The organism is Priestia sp. P5_B4 (assembly GCF_056400385.1).
Window position 1 is genome coordinate 1 of sequence record NZ_JBFULJ010000066.1, and the last position, 12,864, is coordinate 12,864.

Genomic DNA, 12,864 nt, shown 5'->3' on the forward strand with positions numbered 1-12,864 from the left:
TGGCGCTACTGGGGCTACCGGAGTCACTGGAGTCACTGGCACTACTGGAGCCACTGGCGCTACTGGGGCTACCGGAGTCACTGGCRCTACTGGGGCTACCGGAGTCACTGGAGTCACTGGCACTACTGGAGYCACTGGCGCTACTGGCGCTACCGGAGTCACTGGCRCTACTGGGGCTACCGGAGTCACTGGAGTCACTGGCRCTACTGGAGCCACTGGCGCTACTGGGGCTACCGGAGTCACTGGTGCCACTGGGCCAACGGGCGCTTCTCAACCTGCCGAATCAGCTTTATTCTTTAATCAATCCTCTACTTCAACTCCTATCACTGTGGGAGTTGAAACAACGATAAGCACGATTACCCTTGCTGTTACTGCAGGAAACGAACTTAAGATTGATAACAACACACAAATACTATTTGTTACTTCAAGTAACTGGGGCATTTCTTATAATATAAATCTCAGGAGAGATGGGACACTAATTAATCAATTAACACTCTCAAGGAATGGGAATTCTGCAGGTGACCAACGTTTTCTAAGTGCAAACACCTATGTAGATATACCACCTTCAAGTGGAAATTCAACATATACTATTTCTATCCACACTACTGTTGCATCTAATGTTACATCCGTTGCTGCAGAGGTCAGAGGGATAAACATTATACGTTTTATATAATTAATGATGTTCAAATTAGAGAAGCACCAATTTTAATTGGTGCTTCTTTTAATATTAGATTTGAAATAATAACTTGGACATAGAAGAGCTAGGCCTTCATCAGACTTTCCCCTTTAACCTTTAGGATTAAGTACTTGGTATCCAAATCTACTATGTATTTTATTTTAGATACACCAAACTCTTATAATAAGATGAAAGTTGACTAATCTTTATGAATTAATTTATCTTTAATTAGTTTTTAACCATATTTTTTACGAAAGAAACGTACTGTTATGTATATCTTTATTTGGAGCATCGACGTTTACTTACCGATATGGTGTGTTATGAGGATAAGACAGCAACTGGACTTGCAATAGAAGGCTTGAGCCGATGTATCTTGAGAGGGACTCGCACGGTTCTTAGGGTAGTCAGGGATAGTGATATCCCTGACTATCCTACTTAACTATCTTTGTATACGGTATACAGTTCAAAAATATAAAAACTCCTTTCTTTTGAACTACATACCAATTGTTAGACAAAAACTAATAATTGGAGGTGAAGTTTATCAATCTAGTAGTTTTCTATTTTGCACATTATTAATTTTAGAGAAGTTTTGTACATTGTTCTGGGAATAAAACTAAAAGAATCAGTATTATTTCCCTTTAGCTTTCTTTCTAAAAGTATTTTTTCTTACTTTAGTTTTCTTTCCATACTTTCTAATAATTACACCACCTTGATTAGCATTCTGCCCACCTTTTTTAGCAATCTGTCCCCCCTGATTAGCATTTTGTCCACCTTTACCACTAATTTGTCCTCCACTTTCAGCATGGTTATAAATATTAATTTGAATAAAGATGTTTGCTCTTTTCTGCTTTTTATGTTGGTTATTTAATTTTTTGTTGTAGTAACGATAATATTCTTTTATTGTAATCACCTTCCTMCTTAACCTACCAATATAGTCTATTCATTAATAAATGAAGCGTGTGGATGCTTGTCCGATAATATTTGAATTCTTATAAACCTACTTTTTAGGAATATAGTTGATATGAATAGTTTTTCCTACTCTTAATATATATATCTTATACATTTTGAGTTAAGTCGGATAGAAGAGGACGCTCACGAGTATCTCCCCGTTTAGGAACCCCAATTGACAGATTCCTTATCATACGGGTTAAGCTTTATTTTTAAATACGGTCTTTCTACTCAACAAAAGAAGAGTGGAAAGAACAAATAAATTGAATTCACTTATATGAAAAGGTTTCCTCTAAAAAAGACGAAACCTTTTACATTTTTACAATATCATAAAAAAACTGGCTTCTTGAAATGGAGTAATTCAACCATTATGTTATTTCAAATTAGTTTATTAACAAGACATCTATTACAAACTACTTATTTTATATTAAGTCTTTATTCAACACACTTTTTATAGATATTTATTTTCGTTAATAAAAATATAATTTATATTATATTTTATAGGTGAATATTAAAGTATTTCATTAAAAAAAGTTTCAATTAATATATATAGTGTAGAAAAACCAATTATTTGTCTGCACTAAAAGTAAAAGATAAAACTAACTTATTTAGAAGTTAGTTTTATCTTTTACATAATTAAAAATAAGTAGTATAAAAATCATTCACTTCTACTAAGTAAATAATTTTTAATTATCTTTCCTATGTTCGATCATTTGATTAATAATCTCTTGATGAGATTCTAGAATTTCTCTAGTAGTAAAATTATGATTTTTTACATGGCGAGAAAAATTAGCTTTACTATACCATTGTTTACATAGAGGGCAAGGCAATTCATTTTCTATCTCATAAGACGCTGAAGTCCACCGGGTGGAGGGTAGAGAAGTTTTTCGGCCAACCACTTTTGTAGTTGGATCATCTTCTTTTTGTATAGGAGTTTGTAATGAATTTGTAGTTACAGCGACTTCATTTGTATACGAAGTGTATACATCACTCTCTATTTCCTCTTTAATTAGAAGATAACCCGCCTCAGACATGGACAAACCAAGGTCTTCACAACGTTCTCGAAACTGATTGTAGATGCTTTCAGGCATTCGAATCGGTAATACTTTAGTCGGCTCCTTTCTCTTAAATTGACGTGCATATTTATCTAATCTTCCCATTTTTATCACCCCATTTATAATTTGTATATAGTTTCAATACAAATTAGATAAAATCCTCCTCACAGGGTGTATACAATTTGTAGTCGTCTTCATTAGTTACGTAGACAATATAAGACTTTGATTAACACAAAAGTCTTATTTCTAGGGTTCTGCAATATGTAATGAATAAATGGATTTATCCATATCGTTCCGTTGACTTTGAAGGAAATATCATTGATTTTTATCTAAGTAAAATAAGAACTAAACAAGCAGCCAAGTCCTTCTTTAAGAAAACCTTGGCCTTTTCATATATTTCTATACTTCTCGTGATTACAGTAGATAAAAATTCTGCTTATTCCATTACTATCTAGAAGCTAAAAAAGATGCCTCAAGGCATCCAAATAAGAAAAATTAAATATCTAAATCATATTATCTGGCTAACATGATTTACCTAAACAAATACTATCCAACAAAATATCAATAAGGGAAGTTGTCAAGTTGGTCCCATTTCTAGGCATCTCTATAACAATTAAATTCTTTTTATTCATCTTCTCCCACTAATGGCATCTTTGTGTTATTCACCTGCGATTTCCTATGAAATTTGATGAATAAATAAATAGTTAATTTTAGGTTTTTTTTGATACGATGCTCTTCATAAATTGAACTAAATCTTCTTGTAGGTCTTCACGTTCGATTGCAAATTCAATAATGGTTTTAAGATATCCTAATTTTTCACCTATATCGTAACTTTTCCCTTCAAAAATTTGTGCATATACATTTTCATACTTAAGCATAGTTTGAAGAGCATCCGTTAATTGAATTTCATCGCCAACCCCACGTTCTTGTTTTGCTAATAAATCAAATATTTTAGGAGTCAAAATGTACCTTCCAAATATAGCTAAATCAGATGGTGCATCTTCTATTTTAGGTTTCTCTACTAAGTTCTGAATGTTAAAAAGTGGTCCATTTCCCTGCTTAACATCTACAATTCCGTATTTACTTACGTCAGACTCATTAACACGTTTAACACCTATAATTGAAGAATTACATTCTTCAAATAATCTAATCATTTCTTTTAAACAGGGCTTTTTCTCTTTAATAAGAGTATCTCCTAGTAAAACTGCAAAAGGTTCATCACCGATAAAGTTTCTGGCACACCAAATCGCGTGTCCTAACCCCTTTGGAACTCCTTGACGGATATAGTGAATATTCGCTAATTGAGAAATATTTTGCATTTCATTTAAGATTGTTAATTTCCCTTTATTCTTTAAAGTTTCTTCTAACAACATTGAAGTATCAAAATGATCTTCAATAGCTTTCTTGCCTTTTCCAGTCACAATAATAATATCTTTAATGCCAGATTCTACTGCCTCTTCAATAATATACTGTATCGTGGGTTTATCAATAATAGGTAACATTTCTTTGGGCATTGCCTTTGTCGATGGCAATAGCCTAGTTCCTAGACCTGCTGCTGGAATGAYTGCCTTTCTCACCTTCACTAAATTTCTCCTCCCTAGTTAGCAAAAATTTTATATAAAACTGTTATATTTTAAAAATTTCTATGGAATTAAACCTTTATTCGCTCCACGTGAAAAGTGGTTTAACCCGGCCTTTTTTTGTACTATATACATCAATGATTTCCCAAAATCAATTCCAATGTTTCCTGTCTCAGCAACTTTCTGAGCAATAATTAGAGCGTTTACACCACATGAGATAAGAGCGATATCATAATTATCTTTATTTTCTTCAATAAACTTTAGCGTGTCTGCCATTTGATCATGATGGTGAAAAGTGGTCCTCATAGTGACATTTAAATTATAAGGTTTTTTTCTTAAAGTCTGGGTCACTTTATCTGACCACTTATCCTTAGTGATAATCAAAATTCTTTTACCTTGTAACGCTTTCCAAAAATCACTTCTTTGAGCAAAAACTCGATTTACAAAAGTATGGCAACAAAGTTTAGGAGTAATCCCAAAGTGTTTAAATACTCGATCAGTTAATGGACGCTTTAATCTGTCCTCTGTAAGAATTGGATCATTTTTATAAAAAGGAATACCAACTATACTGGCTTTTTTAATGGCGTCTACCATTTGATCTCGTAAATTTATATTCGGAAGAGTAACTCCTTTATTGTCTCGATCTTTGTTTGCATTTCGTGCCCATTTCTCTTTCATTACTTCATCCATCGTCATAACAGAATTTTGAGCTAATATAATATTTTCTCCATCCCCCACTCGTACTAAAGAGAATGGTTTCTTTTTATCAATTGCTTGTTTTAACTTTTTTAAAACTTGATCAACGCTCAAGAGTTGGTCGTCAGAAATCATGTACATTACTCCTTTAATTATATTTTTTCAATATTATAAGGTATGTTTCAATCCCATTCGTTGCTACCTTATAGTTGCCGCCTTGTAGGGTGAAACTAAATTTCCATAGATGTCTACAAACTTGATTCGTATAATATTTATAGACAAAATTTTGAAATGAATATTAAGACGCCCGTATATTTCTTTACAGGAAGACCACAAGAGATATATTTAAATAACCTTTCAGAAACAGATTTATTTTTGACTAGCGTTTAGGAAAATAAAAAGTTCAGTAGAGAAACAATAGATTTATTGAAATCAGAACATTATTCATTTAGATAGAGAGGATTAATTTTTATTAGCTTCGGGATTTTATTGAAATAGATATGTCCATACTTATATAGGAGTAGTTCTGATTAAGAAGAGAGGATAAGCGGTTATTTTAAAGCACACAGTGAATGTTTTTAAAAGGAGGAAACAGTGTATTGGAGGGTCAATAGATAGAGGTGATAATTAGCAGTTGTTTTCAAAGGTATACTAACCACATTAACTAAAAAAGTCTTTCCTTCTACGCTGAAAATTAACTTTTACAATCCATTGACAAAAATTATAGTATTCAGAATTTGAATCTGGCATTTTAGCACTTAACTTTTTCTGAAGTATTTTCCACTGGACTTTATTTAATTTCATAAATGACTTTTTATTTTTCTTCATGTACTGTAATAATTTTGCATTCATCCGAAAACCATGATTGCTTGGATTTACCCCTTCTGCAAGAAGATTCGCCATTGTACGAGCACACTTCTCACACTTCCCACAATTTTGTCCTTTTTTTGATTCCCAGCATACCCTTAGCTGCAGTTTGGAACCTTTCTTCTTTATATAATCTGCGATAATTTTTATCTTATCAAACCTATTTAGCTTCGTACCGTCTAAAATAACCTTTGTTTCACCCCATTTAATATTATTCTCAATTAATGGATGCGATCCCCATGACGTGGAATACAAATTGTTGTTATTTGACAAGAGAGGCGTGGAAGCAAAATGAATCTTATCCACCCCCTTAATAAAGGTTAACGGAGCAGATAAACCCACTAGACCCAAACCATGTTGAACTCCTCCCCACCATCCTCTAAGACCCTGCTTAGCATAGTCCTTATTAAGGTTGCTCTCATTTAGAAAAGACCTGAGGTTTGTTTGAATAAAGAAAGGTGTAAGTCTATGCTCTTTGGCAAATTCTTTAGTATGCTTCTTTACCTTATTCCACCCTTCCTTTTCTGATAAGGGTATATCTGCTCCTTTAACCGTCAGTAGATAAGGATTCTCTTGACTTTTTCTTATATACGATGCTATGGAATCTACTCCTCCACTAAAAAAGAGCCCACTTTTTTTCTTTCCATACCCCTTATTTTTCTTGATTTTCTTATATTTTATATCTCCCTTAAAAGAATGTTTGGGATATAACTTTTGGAAAGAATTTTTTAATACATTCAACGCTTCCAAAAACTGTTGATCAATTTCTTCTACATAAATATCAGCTCCTGCAATCCAAGCAACGGGGCATATGTTTGATAAAGCAGGAATGAGTAGAATACTTTTAGGTACTGAATCTATATTTTCATTTGATTCCATATAAAAAGTTGTTTCTTTAAAATACCTGCCAACTTTTCCTGAACAACTAAAACGACAATAAAGTTTATTTCCATTTTTGACTTGAGGAGATTCTAGAACTACTTTATTTTGAATGCTCATTTAACAAGATCTCTCCTTATACATTATGAATACCATTACCTTAATGAAAAAATAATTTTCTTATTCTTGTTTTATTTGAATTGTGCATCTTAAAAATTTTATTTCATACCATTTAGTTGGATTTATTAAGATTTACTTCTATCACCTTAAGTACAACTAATGAAAGAAATGAAGAAAAGTTATAAACTTATTATGATTTGTTCTGGAAGTTGGTTTTCAAAATCCACTGACAAAAATTATAGTATTCAGAACCCTTATCCGGTAAGTTTTTACTTAATTTTTTTTGAATCATTGTCCACTGCGATTCTTTGTTTTCATTTAATCTAGTAAATAACTTTTTATTTTTTTTCATTGACCTTAATAAATTCTTATTCATTCTAAAACCATGATTACTTGGATTTACTCCTTCCGAAAGTAAACTAGCCATTGTTCGAGTGCATTTTTCACACTTCCCACAATTGCTTCCTTTTTTTGATTCCCAGCATACCCTTAATTGTAAATTAGGATTTTTTTTCTTAATATGCCTTGCGATAACTCCTATCTTATCAAGCCTACTTAGATCCATACTTTCCAAGGCCACCTTCGTAGCCCCCCATCTAAGATTATTCTCAATTGATGGATGAGAACCTTCCGGCTCTGGGGTAAAGTTTAAATAATTGTCAACCGATATTATACCTGGTGAAGATGCAAAATAAATTCTATTCATTCCTTTAATAAAAGCTAAAGGGGCGGATAAGCCAACTGTACCTAAACCATGCTGAATTCCTCCCCACCAACCTTTGAGACCATTTTTAGAGTAGTCTTTATTAAGGTTGCTTTCATTTAAAAAAGACCGAAAGTTTGATTGGATGAATAAAGGATAAAGCCCGTTTTCTTTAGCAAATCGTTTATTATTATCCCTTACTTTTACCCACCCTTCTTTTTCTGATAGTGGTATATCTGCTCCTCTCACAGTCAATAAATATGGCTTTTGATTTTGTTTTCTTATATACGCTGTTACAGAATCTACTCCTCCACTAAAGAAAAGCCCACTTTTTTTCTTTCCATATCGCTTGTTTCTCTTAATTCTTTTATACTTGATATCTCCCTTAAAAGAATGTTTAGGGTATAACACTTGAAAAGATTTTTTCACCGCATTTAGTGCTTTTAAAAATTCTCCATCAATTTCTTCGACATAAATATCGGCTCCTGTAAGCCAGGCAACAGGACAGATATTTGATAAAGCAGGAATGGCAAGAATACTTTTCGGTACAGATTCAATGTTGGCATTTACTTTCATGTAAAAGGTATCTTCTTTAAAATACTTACTTACTTTTCCTGAACAATTAAATTGACAATAGAGTTTATTTCCATCTTTGACTTTAGGAGAATCTAAAACTATTTTATTTTGTTTTTTCATTGGAAAACTCTCTCCTTTTTAGACAAACTCATTGATTATCTAAGATTCGACTAAATGACTATAGAAATGGGTAATGATATGTGTTTAATATATTTATCACTATGCATTTTCATTAGTTAGGATTGGAAAATATAAATTCTTTAATAACAGCCTTCCACTATAAAAGAATTTTACATTTAAAAATACATAATAAAAAATTCTACGTTATATTTAGTGCGAATGATAAAAACCTGTCCATTCTCAGTGAATTATCCAAATTTATTTCACTTTAAATTAATTATGGTCTTTTACCCATTATCAACAAGCAGGTTACAGCTGATCAGCCGTACTTAATTACAATGATTCTTATCACTTAATAAATTTCGTTTTGTTTACCTTGTGAGTCCATGTACGATAGTATTGATAATTCTTACCATAAGAATTATCGTACAGTGTATTTTCCTTATTTAATAAACAAGCCAGAATGTGACCATGTAACCGTGTTGTAATCACGTTATTATGAGTACTAAATAATGATACTGCTTTATTTATTAAATAATCACTAAATTTAGACCATGCGACAGCATTATTAACTTTCTTATTCTGATATTCTTTTTTTATTTCTTGGACTCTTTTAGAATCTTTTTTAGTTACTAAATCGTTCCAATCAAAAATATCTTGATTGTTCCCTATTTTAAATCTATTTTTCTTATTAACTTCTTTATCTCTACGTAATAAATATAGGGGTTTTTTCTGTGAAGAGGTTAGAGGGGTTAGAGGCCAAAGTTCATGAGCCATATCCGGTGAAAGGTATAGATTTTCACTAAATCCTTTTAACTGATTTAAACTCCGTTTATCTCGAGCATAGATATGAAGATCTGGATGTTTACTAAATAGTTTTTTTGCTTTTATATAGTTTTTGTTATCTTTGAAATACAAAGTTTGAGGTAATATTACGATACGGTGGTTAGGATATTTTGAGATAACGGATTCTCTAAAGTGTTGATGACTCACCCATAGATCTCCGAAATTACCTCCACCATGAAAAACAATAATACAATCTTTAGGGATTGATAAGTTCTTTGGAAAGTTAAATACTGAATATCTTGCCTTAACTTTTATGTTGTTATTCTCAAAAAATTTCTCGGTTCCTTTATAGATTAATAAATCACCAACGTTTGTATGCAAGGGATAATCAAGGTAATATATTTTAGAACCAGAAGGAATTACTTTTAAGATATTACGTAATTGCTCCTTTAATTTCCCCATTGGATGTTTCTTATCTTCTGCCATCTTTACTTAATCCCCCATTTAATATGATTTTTCTCATTTAAACATTAAACTACAAGAACTTTTCCTACTTTTTACGTTCGTTAATCAATTTTTTCATTTGTTTTGCATTTCCATTTGCTTTTTCGTATTTCTTGTATAAATTATTATTATTTTGGATATTTGGATTGCCTTTAGGTCCTACTTTAGGATGCCATAGATGATATATAGAATTATTGTTAATTCTTTTATAAGGTCCACACAAAGTATTCATTGCGTCTCTAAACGCGTTATCTTCTCTTCCCCATCCTCTAAACCTTTCGTCAAATCCTTTAATACTGTTAAAGTTTTTACGGCTAACCACTACCACTCCACTTACAGGTTTAACAGTTTTATTTCCAAAACGCTCTGTAGATTTGACTTTTGTTGAAAAAGGCCATTTAGGAGAACTACCCAATAATTTTGTAGTACTTGCTTGTGAGATGTCTAACCATTTACCATAGGGAATAATCCAAGCGTGTTTACTAAGCAGTGGAATGGCTTTAATTAGAATTTCTCTACTGTATATAACATCTGCATCAGCTATAACGAATATAGGTCTGGTTGCTTTTTTAGCTGCTCTATTTATAGCTTGTGATCGGTTGAAAGGTTCACTTTTGCTTCTACCAATACACAATTCAACTTCCGGCATTACATTTTTATAGTAGGATATTACCCACCTAAATAATTTATCCCTTATACCTCTGTCTGGTTTATACGGGATTAATACTGATACTTGATTCAACATTTTTATTCCTCCTTACTCTTACTGCGTCAGAACAATTCTTTCTTAAAATCACTTATAAAATAACGTTTAAGTAAAACTAATCTATTAGTTTTATTTCAATTAATTCGAAAATATTTATAGAACCAAGCTTCTAATTTTTCACCTTTTATACCATAATCTTTAGCCGAAATTCCCGGATCTTTATTCCCCTTTAACATACTGTTATTGTCACCATGTGAAAGAACCCAGATTACAAAAGGCAGAGTAATCATTTTATAGTCTTTGTTGAGTTTTTTTAGACGATCTGGGGATTTTGGGTGTGCCTTCAACGTTAAGATACCAAAAGCATTGCCTTTCTTTTTCTTAGGATTAGGAAAATCTTTCTTAGAGAAATAAAAGAGCGCGTTAGTTCCACATTTTTTATAGAAATCGCTTGTTTCCCATATTTCTTTCCGTCCAATATTTGTTATTAAACCTTTCTCTAATATGAAAGCATTAGAAAATGGCTGGGATCTTATATACTCTACAAACCTGTGATGTATCCAGTCATCCGCATCAACGGCCATAAAATACCCAGAGAACCCTATTTTGTGCAAGTACTCACCTATTATTTTTCGCTTACGCATTTTATCTCGTGAGAATCCTTTTGGACTTGTAGGTGAAGAGAATTTTACTGGTAACCACTTAACTCGCTTATCCTTTAATTCCTTAATATTTGGTTTATTGTGCCCCGCAATTATGACACGGAAATGTTGGTCAGTATTCCTAAATATTGATTTCAAGGTATTCGATAGGTTTTTCTGTACCTTGTTCCAATTTCGAGATACCTTTTTACTTTTGAGTGAAATTCCGAAAACAATGTCTTTATTGTTTGGTGTTGTATCCGACTGTTTCTGGGTATCCGAGTTATGTTGTTTTAAAATTTTTTCAACTTCATCTAATTGCTTTCTAATAGGAGACTTCACTTTTTGGTTGTTCTTTTGATTGTCTTTTTGATTATTCTTTTGTTTCGCCACCTATTTTCCCTCCTTTTCAGTAGATCAATATTAGATAAATCTAAAAATTCTTTCTCACTTACTATTAATTAGATTCTGATATTAAGAGACCATAATAAATAATAGAAACTTAGATTCCTGTTAATTTAATGGTTATAATTTAAGTTGAGAGGTTTATTCATAAGTTCGTTGGAAATCTAGGCAGAGTTTATCCTTTGGTAAAACTGCTTCCTTTAATCATATGCACTGCTTGAAGTCTGGTGCAAAAAACTTAAACGATTCCCTAAATTTAGACATACTAATACCATTACTTTAAAGGAGGAGTATAACTGGCATGGAAACCAGAAATTCAGGTAAAAAGAAACCTTCTCAACCTGCTCTTTCTTATTATCAAATGGTATCTATTATAAAACCTTCTTTTATGTAATTAGATAGAAAAGATGGATAGTACTCTTTGTTTTTTATGTAATTATTAAAGACTTTGTTCACAAGTAAGAGAAAAATACTATAGATTAATTTATAAAAATGAAATAAATATGAAAGAGCCTTAGCAAAAGAGAAAGATTAGTATGACATGTTCAAATTCTCAATATTATGAAACATATTACTTTTATAATAAAAATAACACTTATTAACTATATTCAATCAATAGCCTTTTCGTAGTTTAAAATTACACAACAGGTTGTAATATCATTGTCTATATAACTTGAATTTAATAAAGAAGAGATGTCTAGTTGTTATCCCTTACTAAATATGTTTTTATTGAGATGTACAAGATGAGTATAGTTAGTAGAGGGATAGCAGTCGTAACTTGAGGATAGGCTTCTTTCTTAATTCCCTTTTATTATTACAATGAGTAAGAAGTAATTTTATTAATTGCCTTTGATTTAATCCCCCATAAAAGTTATTAGGCGAATCTACCTAACACCTACTTTAAAAATAGACACTCTTCAAAGGATAAATCCAATCACCAAGAAATGGACCTTGACTATATTTCATATTTTACTTGTATGCCTTATATTTACATCATTCTCATTACTATTTTGGTTTAGTATAGGTACTAAATCATCGTAAAAGCTGGTAGTTGGCTCAACACCAGCAAGAAATATTAGAAAGAAACTGTCATTTTCCAAAAAGCAGAAGATTCCATTACATTAATTGATAGAATATAACGTATTATAAAATATTAGTAGTAAGTAAAGGATTCGCTTATTTTTTTAGCATTTATTTTAGCATTTAATTGTAATGAAGCGAGAAGATTTGTATTGAGCCAATATTTCACACAACAATTCAGTCTTGTCCAACATTAACATCTTCGTTATCAGTAGAATTACTGGTTTACACAGGAAAAATTGAACACGGATGTTCATCAAGCCGGGAACATAAATCAGATCAATAGAAATTATAAACATAACCTGTTGTTACTCTGCTGATATCTCTAAAATAAAAATTTTGCATTTTGTCATACAACCAAACAAAACTAAATAGTTTTATTCTTACAGATTTCTTATTCTAAAAAAATTATTTTATTTTGACTTTTTGAGTAATCTCTATTGTGCATCCACATTTTTTCTTGTGATCTTTGTTCTTACACCCACATTTTTTCTTGTGATCTTTGTTCTTGCATCCACATTT

The 12,864-nt window shown here is 31.7% G+C and carries 11 protein-coding genes and 1 pseudogene; 2 read left to right on the plus strand and 10 right to left on the minus strand.

The features are described from left to right. Window positions 1-252 (minus strand): hypothetical protein (locus AC1DRF_RS09165; RefSeq protein WP_477740627.1); only part of this gene is annotated, 252 nt, incomplete at its 3' end. 76 nt (window positions 253-328) lie between these two features. Here AC1DRF_RS09165 and AC1DRF_RS09170 point away from each other — a divergent pair. Further along, the gene (locus AC1DRF_RS09170) at window positions 329-673 is read left to right on the plus strand and encodes a hypothetical protein (RefSeq protein WP_477740628.1); all 345 of its coding nucleotides are present in this window, start codon (window positions 329-331) and stop codon (window positions 671-673) included. Window positions 674-1,304: 631 nt separating this feature from the next. On the opposite strand, the gene AC1DRF_RS09175 is transcribed toward AC1DRF_RS09170, so the two are convergent. Together AC1DRF_RS09175 and AC1DRF_RS09180 are read right to left on the minus strand one after the other, a co-directional pair. Next, the gene (locus tag AC1DRF_RS09175) at window positions 1,305-1,586 is read right to left on the minus strand and encodes a hypothetical protein (protein WP_477740629.1); all 282 of its coding nucleotides are present in this window, start codon (window positions 1,584-1,586) and stop codon (window positions 1,305-1,307) included. Between the two features lie 724 nt (window positions 1,587-2,310). After that, window positions 2,311-2,784 (minus strand): hypothetical protein, encoded by a 474-nt coding sequence (locus AC1DRF_RS09180; RefSeq protein WP_477740630.1) that lies wholly within the window; start codon window positions 2,782-2,784, stop codon window positions 2,311-2,313. Between the two features lie 158 nt (window positions 2,785-2,942). Between AC1DRF_RS09180 and AC1DRF_RS09185 the strand changes: the two are divergent. Then, window positions 2,943-3,197: pseudogene (locus AC1DRF_RS09185) on the plus strand (DDE-type integrase/transposase/recombinase); the annotation flags it as partial. A 192-nt stretch (window positions 3,198-3,389) separates the two neighbouring features. Here the strand turns inward: AC1DRF_RS09185 and galU are convergent. The 7 genes from galU to AC1DRF_RS09220 form a co-directional block, all read right to left on the minus strand. Beyond that, window positions 3,390-4,262, minus strand: a complete 873-nt coding sequence (gene galU / locus AC1DRF_RS09190; RefSeq protein ID WP_477740631.1) for a UTP--glucose-1-phosphate uridylyltransferase GalU — start codon at window positions 4,260-4,262, stop codon at window positions 3,390-3,392. Between the two features lie 60 nt (window positions 4,263-4,322). Further along, window positions 4,323-5,090, minus strand: coding sequence for a GT-D fold domain-containing glycosyltransferase (locus AC1DRF_RS09195; protein ID WP_477740632.1), 768 nt, complete (start codon window positions 5,088-5,090; stop codon window positions 4,323-4,325). A 525-nt stretch (window positions 5,091-5,615) separates the two neighbouring features. Then, window positions 5,616-6,821 carry a hypothetical protein gene (locus tag AC1DRF_RS09200; RefSeq protein ID WP_377578081.1) on the minus strand — a complete coding sequence of 402 codons (1,206 nt, stop codon included), beginning with the start codon at window positions 6,819-6,821 and terminating at the stop codon, window positions 5,616-5,618. A gap of 190 nt (window positions 6,822-7,011) precedes the next feature. Beyond that, complete coding sequence (locus AC1DRF_RS09205) at window positions 7,012-8,220, minus strand: hypothetical protein (protein WP_377578084.1); 1,209 nt, start codon at window positions 8,218-8,220, stop codon at window positions 7,012-7,014. Window positions 8,221-8,568: 348 nt separating this feature from the next. Continuing rightward, the gene (locus AC1DRF_RS09210; RefSeq protein ID WP_377578087.1) at window positions 8,569-9,492 is read right to left on the minus strand and encodes a polysaccharide pyruvyl transferase family protein; all 924 of its coding nucleotides are present in this window, start codon (window positions 9,490-9,492) and stop codon (window positions 8,569-8,571) included. A gap of 64 nt (window positions 9,493-9,556) precedes the next feature. Beyond that, on the minus strand, window positions 9,557-10,255 hold the full coding sequence (locus AC1DRF_RS09215) for a galactosyltransferase-related protein (RefSeq protein ID WP_477740633.1): 699 nt from the start codon (window positions 10,253-10,255) through the stop codon (window positions 9,557-9,559). Window positions 10,256-10,350: 95 nt separating this feature from the next. Beyond that, complete coding sequence (locus AC1DRF_RS09220) at window positions 10,351-11,250, minus strand: hypothetical protein (protein WP_477740634.1); 900 nt, start codon at window positions 11,248-11,250, stop codon at window positions 10,351-10,353. Window positions 11,251-12,864: the final 1,614 nt, after the last annotated feature.